The 18,658-nt window shown below is 54.7% G+C and carries 16 protein-coding genes, 1 pseudogene and 1 other annotated feature; of the genes and pseudogenes, 12 read left to right on the top strand and 5 right to left on the bottom strand.

What is annotated here, in order from left to right; translation table 11 throughout:
- Positions 1–39: 39 nt before the first annotated feature.
- Both ACL2XF_RS03730 and ACL2XF_RS03725 read right to left on the bottom strand, forming a co-directional pair.
- Positions 40–2,100: a carbon starvation CstA family protein gene (locus ACL2XF_RS03730; RefSeq protein ID WP_413723225.1), complete on the bottom strand. Its 2,061-nt coding sequence runs from the start codon at positions 2,098–2,100 to the stop codon at positions 40–42.
- A 420-nt stretch (positions 2,101–2,520) separates the two neighbouring features.
- A complete protein-coding gene (locus ACL2XF_RS03725) occupies positions 2,521–2,787 on the bottom strand; it encodes a hypothetical protein (protein WP_410014394.1) in 267 nt (88 codons plus the stop codon).
- A 118-nt stretch (positions 2,788–2,905) separates the two neighbouring features.
- Here ACL2XF_RS03725 and ACL2XF_RS03720 point away from each other — a divergent pair, with 118 nt between their 5' ends.
- The 5 genes from ACL2XF_RS03720 to ACL2XF_RS03700 all read left to right on the top strand — a co-directional run bounded on the left by ACL2XF_RS03720 (position 2,906) and on the right by ACL2XF_RS03700 (position 6,418).
- The gene (locus tag ACL2XF_RS03720; protein WP_413728036.1) at positions 2,906–3,157 is read left to right on the top strand and encodes a hypothetical protein; all 252 of its coding nucleotides are present in this window, start codon (positions 2,906–2,908) and stop codon (positions 3,155–3,157) included.
- A 49-nt stretch (positions 3,158–3,206) separates the two neighbouring features.
- A complete protein-coding gene (locus ACL2XF_RS03715) occupies positions 3,207–3,392 on the top strand; it encodes a hypothetical protein (protein WP_413728035.1) in 186 nt (61 codons plus the stop codon).
- 227 nt (positions 3,393–3,619) lie between these two features.
- On the top strand, positions 3,620–4,006 hold the full coding sequence (locus ACL2XF_RS03710; RefSeq protein ID WP_413728034.1) for a GtrA family protein: 387 nt from the start codon (positions 3,620–3,622) through the stop codon (positions 4,004–4,006).
- On the top strand, positions 4,003–4,971 hold the full coding sequence (locus ACL2XF_RS03705) for a glycosyltransferase family 2 protein (protein WP_413728033.1): 969 nt from the start codon (positions 4,003–4,005) through the stop codon (positions 4,969–4,971). The genes ACL2XF_RS03710 and ACL2XF_RS03705 overlap by 4 nt, the downstream gene beginning before the upstream one ends.
- A complete protein-coding gene (locus tag ACL2XF_RS03700) occupies positions 4,961–6,418 on the top strand; it encodes a hypothetical protein (RefSeq protein WP_413728032.1) in 1,458 nt (485 codons plus the stop codon). Before ACL2XF_RS03705 ends, ACL2XF_RS03700 begins: the two co-directional genes overlap by 11 nt.
- A 130-nt stretch (positions 6,419–6,548) precedes the next feature.
- On the opposite strand, the pseudogene ACL2XF_RS03695 reads toward ACL2XF_RS03700, so the two are convergent.
- A pseudogene (locus tag ACL2XF_RS03695) lies at positions 6,549–6,838 on the bottom strand (integrase core domain-containing protein); the annotation flags it as partial.
- Positions 6,839–7,270: 432 nt separating this feature from the next.
- Here ACL2XF_RS03695 and sbcB point away from each other — a divergent pair.
- Complete coding sequence (gene sbcB / locus ACL2XF_RS03690) at positions 7,271–8,737, top strand: exodeoxyribonuclease I (RefSeq protein WP_413728031.1); 1,467 nt, start codon at positions 7,271–7,273, stop codon at positions 8,735–8,737.
- Between the two features lie 72 nt (positions 8,738–8,809).
- Complete coding sequence (locus ACL2XF_RS03685; RefSeq protein WP_413728030.1) at positions 8,810–10,741, top strand: hypothetical protein; 1,932 nt, start codon at positions 8,810–8,812, stop codon at positions 10,739–10,741.
- A gap of 3 nt (positions 10,742–10,744) precedes the next feature.
- On the opposite strand, the gene ACL2XF_RS03680 is transcribed toward ACL2XF_RS03685, so the two are convergent.
- Together ACL2XF_RS03680 and ACL2XF_RS03675 are read right to left on the bottom strand one after the other, a co-directional pair.
- Positions 10,745–12,154 (bottom strand): glutamine synthetase family protein, encoded by a 1,410-nt coding sequence (locus tag ACL2XF_RS03680; RefSeq protein WP_413728763.1) that lies wholly within the window; start codon positions 12,152–12,154, stop codon positions 10,745–10,747.
- A gap of 219 nt (positions 12,155–12,373) precedes the next feature.
- A complete protein-coding gene (locus tag ACL2XF_RS03675) occupies positions 12,374–13,222 on the bottom strand; it encodes an SDR family oxidoreductase (RefSeq protein WP_410014391.1) in 849 nt (282 codons plus the stop codon).
- Between the two features lie 267 nt (positions 13,223–13,489).
- Positions 13,490–13,610, top strand: a sequence feature (His leader region).
- A 35-nt stretch (positions 13,611–13,645) separates the two neighbouring features.
- On the opposite strand from ACL2XF_RS03675, the gene hisG reads away from it, so the two are divergent.
- The 5 genes from hisG to hisH are packed head-to-tail and all read left to right on the top strand — an operon-like array spanning position 13,646 to position 18,656.
- The gene (gene hisG, locus ACL2XF_RS03670) at positions 13,646–14,545 is read left to right on the top strand and encodes an ATP phosphoribosyltransferase (protein WP_410016774.1); all 900 of its coding nucleotides are present in this window, start codon (positions 13,646–13,648) and stop codon (positions 14,543–14,545) included.
- 7 nt (positions 14,546–14,552) lie between these two features.
- The gene (gene hisD / locus ACL2XF_RS03665; RefSeq protein WP_410014390.1) at positions 14,553–15,911 is read left to right on the top strand and encodes a histidinol dehydrogenase; all 1,359 of its coding nucleotides are present in this window, start codon (positions 14,553–14,555) and stop codon (positions 15,909–15,911) included.
- Entirely contained in the window at positions 15,911–17,002 is a 1,092-nt protein-coding gene (hisC, locus tag ACL2XF_RS03660; RefSeq protein WP_410014389.1) for a histidinol-phosphate transaminase, read from the top strand. Before hisD ends, hisC begins: the two co-directional genes overlap by 1 nt.
- Positions 16,999–18,066 (top strand): bifunctional histidinol-phosphatase/imidazoleglycerol-phosphate dehydratase HisB, encoded by a 1,068-nt coding sequence (gene hisB, locus ACL2XF_RS03655; RefSeq protein WP_413728029.1) that lies wholly within the window; start codon positions 16,999–17,001, stop codon positions 18,064–18,066. Before hisC ends, hisB begins: the two co-directional genes overlap by 4 nt.
- The gene (gene hisH, locus ACL2XF_RS03650; RefSeq protein ID WP_413728028.1) at positions 18,066–18,656 is read left to right on the top strand and encodes an imidazole glycerol phosphate synthase subunit HisH; all 591 of its coding nucleotides are present in this window, start codon (positions 18,066–18,068) and stop codon (positions 18,654–18,656) included. Before hisB ends, hisH begins: the two co-directional genes overlap by 1 nt.
- Positions 18,657–18,658: the final 2 nt, after the last annotated feature.

Here is an 18,658-nt window from a genome sequence, read left to right as displayed (position 1 = left end):
GAAACCACCCGCGCCGGCGATCGGCGCGGGCCGGCCCCGTTATTTCATCAGCGGCAAGGCCTGATAAGGCACTTCCGTATCGCTGCGTTTATCCAGCCGGTAGGCCTGGTAGGCCGAACGTAAGCCGAATAACAAAATGCTGATCATCACAAAGATAAACAGCGCGGTCAGCCCGGCGTTCAGCTGATTATTGAATACCAGCCGTCCCATTTCCTCCATGGTTTTGGCCGGTGCGATTATCTGATTCTGGTCGATGCCCGCCTGGTATTTACGCGCCAGTGCCAGGAACCCCACCCGCGGGTCGCCGGACAGGATTTTCATCAGCCCGGCGGTGGTGGTGCACACCAATAAGAACGCCATCGGCACGCCGGCCACCCAGGCGTAGACATGACGTTTCATCTTGAACAGCACGACAAAACACAGGGTCAGCGCCATGGCCGCCAGCATCTGGTTGGCGATGCCGAACAGCGGCCACAGGGTATTGATGCCCCCCAGCGGATCCACAACGCCCTGGTAAAGGAAATACCCCCAGGCGGCCACGCACAGCGCGGTGGCGATGATATTGGCCGCCAGCGAATCGGTGCGCCTGAGCGACGGCACCGCCACGCCCAGCAGATCCTGCAGCATAAACCGTCCGGCGCGGGTGCCGGCATCCACCGCGGTGAGAATAAACAGCGCTTCGAACAGAATGGCGAAATGATACCAGAACGCCATGCTGATACTGCTCACGGCCTGGCTGAGTATATGCGCCATGCCGACCGCCAGGGTAGGCGCGCCGCCCGCCCGGGACACGATGCTGGTTTCGCCCACCGATTGCGCGTAGTCGGTCAGCATCTGCGGGGTGATCTCAAATCCCCAGCCGCTGACCGCCGCCGCCGCCGCTTCCACCGTCGTGCCGCCCAGCGCCGCCGCCGGACTGTTCATGGCAAAATAAATGCCCGGATCGATAACCGACGCGGCAATCAGCGCCATGATGGCGACGAAGGATTCCATCAACATGCCGCCATAGCCGATAAAAGCCGCCTGGGTCTCGTTTTCCAGCATCTTGGGCGTGGTGCCCGAGGCAATCAGCGCATGGAAGCCCGACACCGCGCCGCAGGCGATGGTAATAAACAGGAAAGGAAACAGCGTACCCGACCATACCGGCCCGGTGCCGTCGATAAAACGAGTCATGGACGGCATTTCCAGCGTCGGGGCGATAAACACGATGCCGATCGCCAGCCCGACGATGGTGCCGATTTTCAGGAACGTGGACAAATAATCCCGCGGGGCCAGCAGCAGCCAGACCGGCAGGATGGACGCCACGCCGCCGTAGATAATCAAGGTCCAGGTCAGCTGTTTACCGTCCAGGGTAAAGAAAGGCGCCAGCGTGGGGCTGCGGGAGATATCGCCGCCGTAGATAATGGCGGCCATCAGCACGATAAAGCCGATGATCGAGATCTCGCCAATTTTACCCGGCCGGATAAAACGCAGGTAGATGCCCATGAAAATCGCCAGCGGGATGGTACAGCCCACGGTAAACGCGCCCCACGGACTGTTGGTCAGGGCTTTAACCACGATAAGCGCCAATACCGCCAGGATAATTATCATGATCATAAAAGTGCCGAATAACGCAATCACCCCGGGAACCGCGCCCAGTTCCTGTTTGATTAAGTCGCCAAGCGATCGTCCGTCCCGCCGCGTCGACACAAACAGCACCATGAAATCCTGCACCGCGCCCGCCAGCACCACGCCCGCCAGGATCCAGATCATGCCGGGGAGATACCCCATCTGCGCCGCCAGAACCGGACCGACCAGGGGACCGGCGCCGGCAATGGCGGCAAAGTGATGCCCAAACAGCACATATTTATTCGTGGGGACGTAATCCAGTCCGTCGTTATGGCGATAGGCCGGCGTCATGCGCGTCGCGTCCAGCCGCAGCACGCGGCTGGCGATAAAGCGGCTGTAATAGCGATAGGCAATCAGATAAACCGCCACCGCCACCACCAGGATCCACAACGCGTTAATTTTTTCGCCGTTATGCAAGGCGATAACGCCCATCCCAAAAGCGCCCGCAACGGCAACCAACACCCAAACCAGATGGGAAGCAATGTTTCGCATACACCCGCTCCTTGATAATGTATTAGCTAACTGAATAAAACGCTGTGCAGGAATGACTGAAATGTTTTATTACTATTTCTCATAACATTGCTTAAACCGTTTTGACAGACGCAATTTTCATAAATGTGATCCGCCAGGAAAGCTTGAACTATCTCTTACTGAAAATCAGACATCGGCTATAATTGTGCGCGTCCAAATATCACCCGGCCCCCGCCACCGGCGGCACGGCGCGCCTTGGCGGCGCTGGTGATAAACCTACTCGGGGGGCTGATGGCGGCATGGCGGCATGACGTAATTAAGATATGTCGCGGCGGTTAAACCGTACGCAAGGGCCGTGAAAAGTCCAGGCGCCACCCAGCCCGGCGGCAGCCATGGCGGGGTAATCTATTCCCACTCCGGCGTGCCGTTATCCCAGGCAGACTATTTTTTATTGTTTAAACGCTTGTGCACCAATAACGCGGCAATAGCCGGAACGCCGAACACCAGCGCCAGCACCGGCAGTTCTTCCAGCAGCGTGTAACCGGCGCGGAACACACCCACGCCCAGGTTGGCCAGGGAGATGACCAGCCACAGCACCATAAAAGCCTTTACCGCCGTCGCTATGGCCGGGCGGCCGACAAAATGCGCGCTATAGGTAAACAGGCCGAGCAATGCCAGGCCAACCACCACGATAATTAATGTATGCATGCGGTATTATCCATAAAAGGTCCATAAGCACTGTTTAATCACCATCGCGGCTACCGCTTCGGTTCCCGGTGCAAACCGCCATGATACTGGCTATCCCGGTACGAATGGCGCGCGCTTGGTGACCTGGGACGACGCCCGGCAGGCGGGACAATCGCAGGACATCTCGCGTGCGCAATTATCCGTTCATGTTCACCATAATCCCAACTTTCAGGTTGGGCGACGGCTTCATCCAATCGGTAAGCGCATGCTGGTGGCGCATATTCAGCAAGCGTTGGTCTATGCGATTTACGGCTATCGCCGGGCATGTGTCCTCCAGTCTCCCCAGTCAGAGGCTGAAGGCCTCACCCCGATGAAGGCAAAACGGGCGTAGCGATATTTGCGTAATAACAGGGTGTGCTTGAGCGGAAAGCGCCATAAATATGATGGAGCATAATGATATCGGCAAAATGCCAACCCCGGGTAACCGGGCAACGGTATTGACTCTGGAAAGGATGCTGGAAGACTCGAAAGAAAACCCGCTGGATAGCGCGTTAGTTACCGCACGCCCAGAGAATATCAACACCGGCGCATTATTACATACGCTTCAGTCAGGGTCTAGCCAATGATCATTGCCAGACTTATGCAGCATTGATAACAAAGTTATAGCCGCTAATTAACACGCCGCCTTCAATGGTTAAAAAAACACCATTGTCCAACAAAATCCTTATCATTCATATTGTTGAAATAAAAAATCAATCATCATTCTTCTTCTTCATTTTGATGATTTATTGATAATAAAGTGATACCATAATTGTTACATGTTAATTTAATCAAGCGTAACGGTATCGATGAGATGGCTAAGCTTTTTTTTGAACCTTCATCAGTTCAATTTTATAAATATTGCTTGGTAGGATTAATAAATACTGCAGTCACTGCTGTTGTCATATTTTCCCTAATGGCAATAGGCACAAATATGTACCTGGCCAATTTTTCTGGCTATGTTGTGGGTATTCTCTTCAGTTATTTTATCAATAGCATATTCACTTTCAGTCAACAAATAACTGGCTACAGGATGCTAAAATTCGCCCTCGGTTGTTTGTTATCGTATATCGTCAATGTTGTTATCATCAAACTTGTACTTTTCATCATTCCGGATTCTATTTATGTTGTACAACTATTTGGGATGATTGCATATACTATTACTGGTTTTATCATTAACAAAATTTGGGTTATGAAATGAAGACCTTTAGAAAATGTCCGTCACTAGATATAGTCGTGCCTTGCTATAATGAAACCGAGGCATTCCCTTTTTGTCTGGCTGAATTAAGAAATATCATCAATCGGTTAAAAGACAAAGAGTTAATTTCATCACAAAGTGGCATTTTATTTGTCGATGATGGCAGTAAAGATGATACTTGGCGTCTTATCTCTGAGTCTTGCCAAGATCATGATAACGTAAAAGGTATAAAATTATCCCGCAATAAAGGACATCAGGTTGCCCTTATCGCAGGTTTGGGAAAATCTGAGGCAGACATTGTTGTCAGTATCGATGCCGACCTGCAAGATGATACTAATGCTATTGAGGATATGGTAGTTAAATACCATGAAGGATTCGATGTAGTCTACGGTGTCAGAAACAATCGGCAATCAGATACTTTTCTTAAAAAAAATACTGCGTTACTATTTTATAAGCTCATGTCATTCATGGGTGTTAATCAAATTCAAAATCATGCTGATTTTAGGCTATTATCCAGAGTGGCCCTTAACGCCTTACTGGATTACCGCGAAGAAAATATTTATATCCGGGGTTTAATCCCAATGCTTGGTTTTCCTTCGACACAAGTTTTTTATTCACGAAGTAGTAGAGTTGCTGGCGAGTCAAAGTATCCATTGAAAAAAATGCTATCTCTTGCTGTTGAGGGCATTACTTCGTTAACTATAACGCCGTTGAGAATGATTGCAGTGTTTGGATTATCTATAGCTGCCATTTCAACCCTGGCAGGTATTTATGCTATCATTGAAAAATTATTAGGTCGTACAGTTGATGGCTGGGCGTCAGTAATGATAGGGGTATTTTTTCTTGGCGGCGTACAGATGCTATCTCTTGGCGTTATTGGGGAATATATAGGAAAAATATACGTCGAGACCAAACGCAGGCCAAAGTTCTTTATTTCTGAGGAAAAAGGTTATAACGATGTTAAATAATAAAACGAAATGTTTAATACTGAACCTATTAGCATTTATTATTTTATCAGTCATCTATGCATATATTGCAAAAATAATCCCTCTAAATTCTGATGGAGCTTCTATTCTTCTGGAAGGTAAAGATTTAGGCCAGGGTAATTTCTTTTTACAAGACTGGCATCTTTCTACCGAAACCTATTTTTTTACTGATGTTATTTTTTATGGTATTTTCACTAAGATTTTTGGTTATCACATTTGGCAATGGTATGTTATACCCGGCATTCTGTACGCTGCAACAAGTATCGCCGCAATAAATTTGATAAAGGTAAAAGCGAAATCAAATATTTGGTTGCCCTTTGCAGTATTCGCTGTTCCCGGTGGCTTTATCGCCACAATAGCAGTAAGACCTTGTATACATATCGGCACTTATGTAGCCATATTAATCACATATTTGTTAATTGATCATTATCAGCGCCCCGGCAAAAAAAGCATTACGCTGAAAATCATCTTGCCCTTTGCATTTGCCCTGATATTATTTAGTGACAGAATTTCCCTTTATCTTTTATTTATACCTATCTTTATTTCATTTTTTATAGATGTACTTAAGGGAGAGAAATGGCGTAATGCAGATATTCTAATTTTCGCCGTGATTGGCTACTTATTTAGCAAGGTAATAGCAAAGTTATTCCTGCTAATGAATGGATTTCATCTTCCCGGCACGACACTGCCTGCGTTTGTTGAATTTGATAAAATTTTTAATAATATTTATTTATTTGTATTATGCTCGCTTCACTTTTTTGATGCGATGTTTTTCGGCAAACCCATACAAGACACAAGCGCAATTTTTAACTTACTGCATTTTTTATTATTTTTAGCATTATTAGTAGGCGTTGTAAAAGTTGCAAAGAATATCAAAACATTGTCTTTTGTCGATTGTTCACTTATGGTGGCGGGAGTAACGCTTAGTGTTGCCTTTCTCGCAAGCAATATGCCTATTGATTTAGCCTCAGGCCGCTATTTATTCCCTGTCTATGTGTTTATGTCGATACTGGTCGGGCGAAACATCGTCCTGACTAAACGATGGCAAGCGCTGTTTATTTTTATCACCATCGTTTTGGCGATAAACACCCTACATGGATACAGGCACCAACATGCTGCCCGTACAGTACAAGTCGAAATACGTGAAACGCTTCAGAAGAATGGCCTAACCCGTGGTTTTGCGACTTTCTGGTATGCTTCTGAAACGGCGGCGCTAGGTGATATTATCATTGCGCCGGTAAATGATAATATTGATCCCTATCTATGGCTGACAAAAAATTCATGGTATGACGCCGGGAATAACTTCGTCATAGCTGAAAATAATCATATAGAACAAATTGCCCGGCAAAAATTTGGCATGCCCGATCGCGTGATTGAAGTCAGAGACTGTAAAATAATGGTATGGAATCATGTAATTAGCCTTAAATAATTACGAATCAGGCGGGTTCTCCTTTGCGGAGGGCCGCCTATCTTTACTTTTCTCTGATGTGACATGCAGACTTTCCGCAAGCTGTTCTGATAAGCCACTGAATTGTAGTGTAAGTAGATCGTTTTTAGTTTCACGCATTTTTTGAGATTTCAGGATCTTCAGCCATCAGCCGGTACTCTTCCGGCGCCAGGTTGTTCAGGGATTCATGAGGCCGCTCGCTGTTATATTCAGTATTTAATTCAGTGTCCTGAACAAATAAAAATCCAGTATTTCTGTCCGGTACGTCCGGTTAAACGGTTCGATAAACGCATTCTGTGTCGGCTTGCCCGGCCTGATAAATTCCAGTATCACGCTATGCTCTGCCGTCCAGTGCGCCAGCGTAAGCAATATCAGTTCCGGACCGTGGTATAAGCGTAACAGTACAGCAGAGGTACATGAAGCATACTGACAAACTCTTCCAAGACCCGCAGGATCTGAGATTCGGTGAAACGCGTTTTTTCATGAGGAGCCTTCCGTTAATTGTATTTTAACCAGAGAACGCCATTACGCGGGAAGGCTAAATTCAGGGGGACTACAGGTGTTACCACGGCCTCATAAGTGATTGCCGTGTCTTGGGTTGGCGGGACAAGCCCTACTATTGATTTCCCCGGCACCACAATTACGTGAAGTTTCGCTATTAAAACACCTTGGGTACAATAGTGCCGGTGACCCCATACTGTATCGCCCTTGCGCCGTTAACCGAGCCGCACCATCCCGGCTGCCACAGCGGTTTCCAGTGCCAAACGCGGTGATTCGCCGGTCATCCCGGTAGGGTTTAGCGGTTAATCATGACATAATACGCCGATAAAGCCGATGATAACGATCGGCGCTATCCACCCAACCGGACTTTTGACCATCGTGGCTATTACTCCCAAGCAACCGAGCTTTCTGGTGCATGATTACGAAACCTTCGGCAAACATCCGGCGCTGGATCGGCCCGCCCAGTTCGCGGGGATCCGCGCCGGGCTGGACTTCGAACCGCTGGAAGAGCCCCAGGTATTTTTCTGCAAACCGGCCGACGACTACCTGCCCGATCCCGAGGCGGTGCTGATTACCGGCATCACGCCGCAGCAGGCCGCCCGCGAGGGCGTCTGCGAAGCGGAATTCGCCAGGCGGATCCATGGGTTGTTCAGCGTGCCGGATACCTGCATTCTCGGTTACAACAATATCCGTTTCGATGACGAAGTGACGCGCAATATTTTTTACCGCAATTTCTACGATCCCTACGCCTACAGCTGGCGCCAGGGCAATACGCGCTGGGACCTGCTGGACGTGATGCGCGCCTGCTACGCGCTGCGTCCCGGGGGCATCAACTGGCCGCTTAATGATGACGGTTTGCCGAGCTTTCGCCTGGAGCACCTTACCCGCGCCAACGGCGTTGAACACGCCAACGCCCATGACGCCATGGCCGATGTCCACGCCACGCTTGCCATGGCGAAGCTGGCCCGACAGGCGCAGCCGAAGCTGTTCGAGTATCTCTACCAGCATCGCGGCAAGCAAAAGCTGAAAAGCCTGGTGGATATCGCCGCCATGAAACCGCTGGTCCATGTTTCGGGCATGTTTGGCGCCGGGCGCGGCAATACCAGCTGGATTGCGCCGTTGGCCTGGCACCCGGAGAACCCAAACGCCCTGATCGTCTGCGACCTGGCCGGCGATATGGAGGTACTTCTGGATCTCAGCGCCGATGAACTGCGTACCCGCCTTTATACGCGGCGCGATAAGCTCGGCGAACTGTCCGCGGTGCCGATTAAACTGGTGCATATCAATAAATGCCCGGTGCTGGCGCCCGCCAGTACCCTGCGCCCGGAGGATGCGGAACGCCTGGGGATTGACCGCGAGCGCTGCCTGCAAAACCTGCAGGTGCTGCGCCGGCACGCCGGCGTGCGGGAAAAAGTGGTGGCGCTGTATGCCGAAGCCGAGCCCTTTGCCGGATCCGATAACGTCGACGCCCAGCTGTACGATGGTTTTTTCAGCGATGCCGACCGCGCGGCCATGGATATTATCCTGGCAACCGATCCCGTTAACCTGCCGGCGCTGGATATCAGTTTTGTCGACCCGCGCCTTGCCCCGCTGCTGTTTCGCTATCGGGCGCGTAACTTTCCCCACACCCTCGATGACGGTGAACAGCAACGCTGGCTGGCATACCGCAAAGGATTATTTACCCCGGAAACGCTGCAAGCCTATGTGGAAAACCTGGAACGGCTCTATGCCGAACATGCCGGCGATGAGCAAAAAACCCGCCTCCTGAAGGCGCTGTTTGATTATATGCAACAGCTTTAATAAACTGACATTAACTTTATAACCGGCTATGTTTCACCCTAGCCTGAAGTATAAACACCAGAGAGATCAGGAATGAAAAAAAGTGGGCAACGGGGTTACAGCATTTGGCTGCACCCTTCCTTTTTTGCAATAAATATTATATTGGGCATGATATTAAGTTATCATTTTGTGATGATTAACTTCAGTGCGGACAATGATGTCGCCAATTCAATTATCGTTTGGCATGAAATCCAGCTTCATGGTTTTTCGGTGTTATCCCAGTGGCGGCCCACGGTGGATAACTGGTACTTATCCACCTACCCTATTCATTTCCTGCTGTTTAAACTTACAGGATCCACTTCAATATCCATTATTAAATTTATTGAAATTTCCCAGGTTTTTTTAGCCGCGGTGATATCATCCTTAATCTGTTTTCACAAAACCCGCAGCCGTTACGCCTTTTTGTTGATTCCATTCTTCTGCGGTTTATCCGTATTTGCTTACAGTGTAGCCTATATTTCACATCCCTTTTCCCATAACCTGACTAATTTGTATGGGCTGGCATGCGTTTATCTGTATATTGTTAAACCGCAACAATTTAGTTTTCCTTATGAGATTGGACTCTGTGCGCTGATAATTATAGCCTCTGTTTCGGATCCCTGGTTTCAGGCGGCCTATTTTCTGCCATTATTTTTGACCAGTCTCTATTCTGGTTTTATCGCCAGGACGCAGCCCAAAAAATATGTTATTCCGTTATTTATTACCGGCATTATCCTTTTTACACATATTATTGAACGACTTCTTCATTTACCGGTGGCCCGTTTCACGCTGGGCGCGCCTGAACAGATGCTGGCAAATGCCTATTGGTTTCTGGTGGGCGTGGGGGGCAGTCTGAATGTCTTTTTTATCCAGACAGATAATCTGAAGATAATTTCGGCCATCATCCTTATTCTCCTCTACTTTTATGCCCTTATCACCATGGCTAAACGTGATGATCTTGATAGGGTTATCTTTCTTTCCCTGGCTGGGATTACCTCGGCTTTTATTTTAAGCAGTGTCCCCGGGGCCTCCTATAGCGCGCGTTTTTTCGTTAACATTGTCTATCTGGCCATTATCGCTATCTTTACCAGCGCGGTGTATCGCATGCACAAACCGCTGTTGGGCTTCCTGGGCATTCTGTTTTTGTCTGGTATCTACTCCCATTGGCAGGTTGCCGCTAATGGCCAGGATCGGTCCATGAGCGAATTGCGCGCTTTTCTGGAAAAAAACGATCTATCTTACGGTTTCGGCCCCTATTGGGACGCCAAAACGCTGGCGCTCGCTTGGGATACCCAGTGGAAAATACTGATACGCCCTGTCAGCTTTGATAAGGCCACCGGACTGATGCTGCGCGGCGGCCGGTCGCAAACGTTTAACTATTGGTATATACCTGAAACCAACGATAAGCCGCAAAGACAGTTTATCGCCGTGGCCAAAGGCGGCGAGGAATGTCCGGATTTGCAGCTATGTCTTGACGGCATTGTCAGGCAATTCGGTGAGCCTGAGGAAAAACTCAGCTTTAACAACCTGTTATTTTATGTGTACAACCGCCCTATCATCACCTACTCCGCGCCAGAGCTTGCCTCCGCCGGCGAACTTCGTTTCGGCTGGAAACACAGTGATTATATTTGGCAAGGCTGGAGAAAATCCTCGGAGCCGGACTATCGCTGGACCGAAGGACTAACGGCGCGGATGGCCTTTCATAAAGCGGCACCCTGGCGGCGAGGCGTTTTTACCCTAGCGGCATCAACCAATCAACCGGTCAAAGGGGCAATTTACTACCGTGATAAAAAAATCAAAGACCTCGATTTACCGCCAGGGGATCAGCGCATTCAGTTTGCCATTGATAATATTGACAGCGATGACGGCAATATCGCTATCAAAATCGCATTTGATGCGCTGGAAAGTCCACGCGACCTGGGTACCGGGCGGGAACGGGAAAAACTGGGTCTGGCCGTTAACAGGATAAGTTATCAGTTTGATTAACAATCAGGCGTTTTTCAGCATCCAGTCGATCTCCGTTGGCGTCACCAACTGCTCGAAATGGCTGAGTTCGGCGTGCTTGCAGGCATGATAAACCCGGCAAAAACGCGCGCCCAGTAATTCCTGCAGGCGCGTGCTCTCCCGAAACGCCCGCAGTGCCTCGCTTTGCCGCAGCGGCAGCGGCGCGCCCTGGTGTTCATCGCCGCCGTTGCCGGTAATTTCCTCCGGCAGCGGCGGCTGGTTATCCAGGCCGTGCAGCATGCCCGCCAGCGCCGCGGCCAGCGCCAGATAAGGATTGACGTCCGCGCCCGGCACCCGGTATTCCACCCGGTGGTTATCGCCATCGCTACAGGGAATGCGCAGCGCCACGGTACGATTGTTATAGCCCCAATTGGCCCGCACAGGCACATACATGCCGTGCTGAAAGCGCCGGAATGCGTTAACGTTGGGCGCCAGCAGCGCCATGGAAGCCGGCATTAAATCGAGCATGCCGGCCAGGGCGTCGCACATCAGGCCGGCATGACAGCCGCAGCCGTCGGACAGCACATTGTTACCCTGCCCGTCGCGCAGGCTCAGATGGATATGCAATCCGCTGCCCGCAAACGCCTCGTAGGGTTTGGCCATAAATGTGGCCTGCATGCCATGGTTTTCCGCCACCAGCCGCACCAGCCGCTTTAACTGCAGGGCCTGGTCGCAGACGGTAAGCGGGTTATCGCCATGGTGAAGGTTAATCTCGAACTGGCCGGGGCTGGACTCCGCCACGGCGCCGGCGGCGGGCAAGCCCTGCAGGCAGGCAAGCCGGTCGATATCGTTGAGCACCGGGGCAAAAAGGTCGAGATTATCCAGCGAATACACCTGGCTTTGGGTATGGCGATCGCCGGTTCCCGGCGCGCAGGGCGGCTGCAGCCGGCCCGCCGCGTCGCGCGCGCGATCCACCAGGTAGAATTCCAGTTCCACCGCCGCCACCGGGCTAAAGCCGCGCGCGCGCAACTGCTGCCACACCCGATTGAGAACATTGCGCGGCTCGACGTCAAAAGGCGCGCCGTCCTCATCAAGCATGGTCAGCAGCAGTTGGGCGGTTGAATCGGGATCGGCGGCGGATGGCGCCAGGGTACCGGCGACCGGCACGCAGACATGATCGGGCTCGCCTTTTTCCTGCCCCAGCCCGGCATCCTCCACCGTGTGGCCGTAAAGGTTGATGGCAAACAGCGACGCGGGGAAATAGCATCCGTTTTCAATCGTGGAAAGTTCGGTCAGCGGGATACGTTTACCGCGGAAACCGCCGTTAAGATCGGTGAGAAAAATATCGACTTGCTGCGTTCGGGGGTGGCGTGCCAGGTAAGCGGCGATCTCACGCTGGAACGCGCTGGTTCGCTGCCCGTCGGCGAGCATTGCGCGCCGCGCCTGCGTATCCATCTGCTGCGCGGGCCGCGTCCTGAGAACATCTATTGCTAGGTGGTTGTGCATAGTTTACCCGCTGAAACATCCCTTTTGCATAACATTGGCGGACAGCAAACCGGCAGGCGCGATATTGCGCCTGCTCTAAAAACATAGCGCCAAGGCCGTTTTTTGGCAAATCCGGCTTTTAACCACATCCCGTCTTTAGCCAATCAGGCCCTGACGCCCCCGCCCGGCTCACGACAGGCGCATCGGCATCAGGGCCGGATCCGGATACAGGTATTCAAACCCCAGCTCGCGGCAAATCCGGCTGCCGTCGATGGTTTTACCGCTATCCTGCGCCCGGCCATCGCCGGCCTCGTCGGCCAGGTATTCCGGCGGGGTCAATGCCAGTTCCCGCGCCCTGGCCGGATAATAATCGCGCTTTGCCGGATGGCGCGGCGCGCAGATATTATAGATATGCCCGCCCTTAGGCAGCTTGAGCAGCAGCTCAATGGCGGCGATGACATCCGACTGATGCACCAGGTTAACGCCGTGCGACCCGCCCGGCAACCCAGTCTTGCCCGCCAGGAACCGGCCGGGATGGCGGCTCGGTCCCACCAGCCCGGCAAGGCGCAGGATATCCACCGACGTATTGGGCAGGCGATGCAGCCAGCGCTCCAGCTCCACCAGGCACGCGCCCGCGGGCGTTACCGGCGCCAGCGGGCTGTCTTCGCGCAGCAGGCCCGCCGTCTCGCCATACACGGCGGTGGAGCTGGTGAAGATAATGCGCGGCACGGCAAACGCCAGGGCGCTGTCCACCACCTGCTGCACCGCCAGCAAATAGTCGTCGGCGCGTTCCATAGTGCGGCCCGCCGGCAGGGTAATAATCAAGGCGTCCACCTGGAACAGCGCCGCCAGGTCGTCCTGCTCAGCGTTGATTTCCGGCGTCAGGACCAGCGGATAGCACTCCACGCCGCACATCCTGGCCGCCTCGACGCCGTCCGGCGTGGTTTTAGTGCCGGCCACCCGATATCCCCTGGCAAGCAGCGATAACGCCAGCGGCATTCCCAGCCAGCCTAAACCCACTATGGCGATTTTTTTCATATATGCTTCTCCCTCAGGCGTCTGGTACGTTAAGGCGTGAACTTCTGCAAAACCGACCGCGCGGGCCCGCGCCCCACAGAAAGAAAATAGTTGCATTTGCCACTAAAGATCGTTAGTTTTGATTTTAAGACGGCCTACCCTGGCCATGCTACTACTGTACTCGCTACAAATGTAATGCTACGTAGGTAATTTTCAGCGCGACAGTACAACCTAGACTGTTCAACCCAGTACAACGGAAATTATGATGAACAACGTTCTGTTTAACCACCATCATCACCATCACCCTGACTAGTCTTTCAGGCGTTTGGTGCTGGAAGACATAATATCTTCCAGTGGCGCAGAATGTAAGAGAGAGCCCTCGGAAGATATCTTCCGAGGGTTTTTTTTTGGGCTTAACACATTTTATTTCAGGCAGAGGACAGTATCTTGGACAAATCACGGTTACGGATAGCGATGCAAAAATCAGGCAGGCTGAGCACGGATACACAGCAGCTGCTTGAACATTGCGGCATTAAAATCAATCTGCAGCAACAACGCCTGCTGGCCTTTGCGGAAAATATGCCCATAGATATTATGCGGGTGCGCGACGACGATATCCCCGGCCTGGTGATGGACGGCGTGGTGGATCTGGGCATCATCGGTGAAAACGTGCTGGAGGAAGAGCTGCTTAATCGCCGCGCCCAGGGCGAGGATCCGCATTATTACATGCTGCGGCGCCTGGATTTCGGCGGCTGCCGCCTGTCGCTGGCCCTGCCGCTGGATGAACCCTTTACGGGTCCCCAATGCCTGCAGGGCAAACGCATCGCCACCTCCTATCCGCACCTGCTTAAGCAATACCTGGACAAACTCGGCATCAACTTTAAGTCATGTCTGCTCAACGGTTCCGTGGAAGTCGCGCCGCGCGCCGGCCTGGCGGACGCCATTTGCGATTTGGTCTCCACCGGCGCAACCCTTGAGGCCAACGGCCTGCGGGAAGTGGAAGTGATCTACCGCTCCAAGGCCTGCCTGATTCAAAGCGACGTCGAACTGCCGCCGGCCAAACAGGCGCTGATCGATAAGCTGATGATCCGCATCCAGGGGGTTATCCAGGCGCGCGAATCCAAATATATTATGCTGCACGCCCCGGCCGAACGCCTGGACGAGATCGTGGCCCTGCTGCCGGGCGCGGAACGCCCCACCATTTTGCCCCTGGCCGGCGATAAACACCGCGTCGCCATGCATATGGTCAGCAGTGAAACCCTGTTCTGGGAAACCATGGAAAACCTGAAAGCCCTCGGCGCCAGCTCAATCCTGGTGCTGCCGATTGAAAAGATGATGGAGTAAGCGGCCGATGACCACCTCCCCTTTTTCCACGCCGGTACGCTGGGACGACTGCTCGGCCGGCCAACAGGCCGCGTTGCTGGCCCGTCCCGCGGTGGCGGAGTCCGATCGCATCAGCAGCGCCGTCGGCGAGATTATCGATAGCGTCCGCCAGGGCGGCGACCAGGCCATCAAAGCGTTTAACCTGCGGTTCGACCATATCGCCACGGCGGAATTACGCGTCAGCGATCTGGCCATCCGCCAGGCCGCCGATCGCCTGTCGCCCGCGGTAAAACAGGCCATGGCGACGGCGGTGGCCAATATCGACTGCTTCCACCGCGCCCAGCAGCTGCCGCCGGTGGATGTGGAAACGCAGCCCGGCGTGCGCTGCCGCCAGCTCACCCGTCCCGTGGCGTCGGTGGGTCTCTATATTCCCGGCGGCTCCGCGCCGCTGCCCTCGACGGTATTGATGCTGGCCACGCCCGCGCGCATCGCCGGCTGCCGCCGGGTGATCCTCTGTTCGCCGCCGCCGATTGCCGATGAAATCCTCTATGCGGCGCAACTGTGCGGCGTGCAGGACGTCTTCCAGGTGGGCGGCGCCCAGGCCATCGCCGCCATGGGGTTCGGCAGCGAATCGATTCCGAAAGTGGATAAAATCTTCGGTCCCGGCAACGCCTGGGTGACCGAGGCCAAGCGCCAGATAAGCCAGCGCGCGGGCGGGGCCGCCATCGATATGCCCGCCGGTCCGTCCGAAGTGCTGGTTATCGCCGACAGCGGCGCCACGCCGGCGTTTATCGCCGCCGACCTGCTCTCGCAGGCGGAGCACGGCCCGGATTCGCAGGTGATCCTGCTGACCCCCGACGCGGCCATCGCCGAAGCCGTGGCGCTGGAAACGGACGCACAGCTTGCCCTGCTTTCCCGCGCCGCCATCGCCCGTCAGGCGCTCAGCGCCAGCCGCCTGATCATAGCCCGCGACCTGGCCCAATGCGTGGCCATCAGCAACCGCTACGGGCCGGAGCATCTGATTATCCAGACCCGGGACGCCGAAAGCCTGGTGGCCGACATCACCAATGCCGGCTCGGTGTTCCTGGGCGACTGGTCGCCGGAATCCGCCGGCGACTATGCCTCCGGCACCAATCATGTCCTGCCGACCTATGGCTATACCAACACCTATTCCAGCCTGGGCCTGGCGGACTTCCAAAAACGCATGACGGTACAGGCGCTGACGCCGCAGGGCCTGCTGGGGCTGGCCCCCACCATTGAGATCCTCGCGCAGGCGGAGCAGCTCACCGCGCATAAAAACGCCGTTACGCTGCGCGTCGCCGCGCTTAACCAGGCCCAGGCCGCCTCATCCACCCCTGCGCCGTTAACGGCCGATAAGGAGCAATAATGTCCATCAGCCAACTGGCGCGCGCCAATGTACTGGCGCTCGAGCCTTACCAATCGGCGCGCCGCCTCGGCGGCAAAGGGGATGTCTGGCTTAACGCCAATGAATATCCGCTGCCCCCGACGATTGAACCGCGTCCCGGCAACCTCAACCGCTATCCCGACTGCCAGCCGGCGGGGGTCATTAACAGTTACGCCGCCTATGCGGGGCTGCAGCCGGATCAGGTATTGGCCTGCCGCGGCGCCGATGAAGCCATCGAACTGCTGATCCGCGCGTTTTGCGAGCCGGGCCGGGATGCCATTCTGTTTTGTCCGCCCACCTACGGCATGTACAGCGTCAGCGCCGAAACCTTCGGCGTAGCCCGGCGCACCGTGCCGGCGCGCGACGACTGGCAGTTGGATCTGCCGGCCATCGAGGCGCAGATGGATGGCGTCAAGCTGGTTTATATCTGCAGCCCCAATAATCCCACCGGCAATATTATCCGCCCGGACGATATCAAGCGCCTGCTGGAAGCGGCCCGGGGACGCGCGCTGGTGGTGGCCGATGAGGCCTATATCGAGTTTTGCCCGCAGGCGACGCTGGCCGGCTGGCTGGCCGACTACCCGCATCTGGTTATCCTGCGCACCTTGTCCAAGGCGTTTGCCCTGGCCGGGCTGCGCTGCGGCTTCACCCTGGCCGGCGCGGACGTGATCCAGCTGCTATTAAAAGTGATTGCCCCCTACCCTTTGCCGCTGCCGGTGGCGGATATCGCCGAACAGGCTCTCAGCGCCGACGGACTGGCGCTGATGCGCGCCCGGGTGGCGGAGATCGCGGCCACCCGCCAATGGCTGGCCGCGGCCCTGCTGGAATGCGCTTGCGTGCTGGACGTCTATCCCAGCGCCAGCAACTACCTGCTGGCGCGCTTTGACCCGGCAAGCGGCGCCTTCAAGGCATTGTGGGATCAGGGCATTATCCTGCGCAACCAGAGCGCCCAGCCCGGCCTGCGGGACTGTCTGCGCATTACCATCGGTACCCGCGGCGAATGCGAGCGGGTGGTTAACGCCCTGCGCGCGCTGCGCAGCGACGTCGACGTTTCCCGCAAGGAGGCCATGTGAGCCAGAAACTGCTGTTTATCGATCGCGACGGCACCCTGATAAGCGAGCCACCGGAAGATTTCCAGGTGGATCGCCTGGATAAGCTGGCCCTGGAACCCAACGTTATTCCCGCGCTGCTGGATCTGCAAAAGGCCGGTTTTCGCCTGGTCATGATCACCAACCAGGACGGCCTGGGCACCGCCAGCTTTCCCCAGGCGGATTTCGATGCGCCGCATAACCTGATGATGCAGATTTTCCGCTCCCAGGGCATCGTGTTTGACGACGTGCTGATTTGCCCGCACCTGCCGTCTGACGGCTGCGACTGCCGCAAGCCGCTCACCGGCCTGGTAACCGGCTACCTGGAGGACGGCCGCATCGATACCGCCAATAGCTACGTGATTGGCGATCGCGAAAGCGATATCGCGCTGGCGCATAATATGGGTATCAATGGGCTGCGCTATCACCCCGAGACCCTGGGCTGGCAGGCGATTGCCGACCTGCTCACCCGCCGCGATCGCCATGCCCACGTCAAGCGCGTCACCAAGGAGACGGATATCGATGTGCAGGTCTGGCTGGATCGCGAGGGGGGCAGCAAGATCAATACCGGCGTCGGCTTTTTCGACCACATGCTGGATCAGATCGCCACCCACGGCGGTTTTCGCATGAATATCGCGGTCAAGGGCGATTTGTATATCGACGATCACCATACGGTGGAAGATACCGCCCTGGCGCTCGGCGAGGCAATTAACCAGGCGCTGGGGGATAAACGCGGCATCGGCCGGTTCGGTTATATGCTGCCGATGGACGAATGCCTGGCGCGCTGCGCGCTGGATATATCCGGGCGCCCGCACCTGGAATATAAAGCGGAGTATACTTATCAGCGCGTCGGTGATTTAAGCACTGAAATGGTCGAGCACTTTTTCCGCTCGCTGTCTTATGCCATGGCCTGCACCCTACACCTGAAAACCAAAGGCAAAAACGATCATCACCGCGTCGAAAGCCTGTTCAAGGTCTTTGGCCGCACGCTGCGCCAGGCTATCCGCGTGCAAGGCAACACCCTGCCCAGTTCGAAAGGAGTGCTGTGATGAAGGTCGTGATACTTGATACCGGTTGCGCCAATCTGTTCTCGGTTACCGCCGCGGTGCGCCGGTTCGGCTACCAGCCCGTGGTCAGCCGCGATACCGATATCGTGCTGCATGCGGACAAGCTGTTCCTGCCCGGCGTCGGCACCGCCCGGGCGGCGATGGATCAATTGCGTGAGCGCGGCCTGATTGAGCTTATCAAGGCCTGCACCCAGCCGGTATTGGGCATCTGCCTCGGCATGCAGTTGCTGGGCCGCGAAAGCGCCGAGAACGGCGGCATCACGACGCTTGGCATTATCGACGCCCCGATCGACAAAATGACCGATTTTGGCCTGCCCCTGCCCCATATGGGCTGGAACCAGGTGCATCCCCATCATGACAACCGGCTGTTTCGCGGCATCGGCGACGGCAGCTACTTCTATTTTGTCCATAGCTACGCCATGCCCCTGTGCGCCGCCACCATAGCCCAGACCCATTATGGCGAGCCGTTTACCGCGGCGGTGGAGCAGGATAATTTTTTCGGCGTGCAGTTCCATCCTGAACGCTCCGGCGCCGCGGGCGCTCAACTGCTGAAGAATTTTCTGGAGATGTAAAC

The organism is Sodalis sp. RH19 (assembly GCF_047324215.1).
Taxonomy (GTDB): Bacteria; Pseudomonadota; Gammaproteobacteria; order Enterobacterales; family Enterobacteriaceae; genus Acerihabitans.
This window is presented reverse-complemented; position numbering and strand designations above follow the sequence as displayed.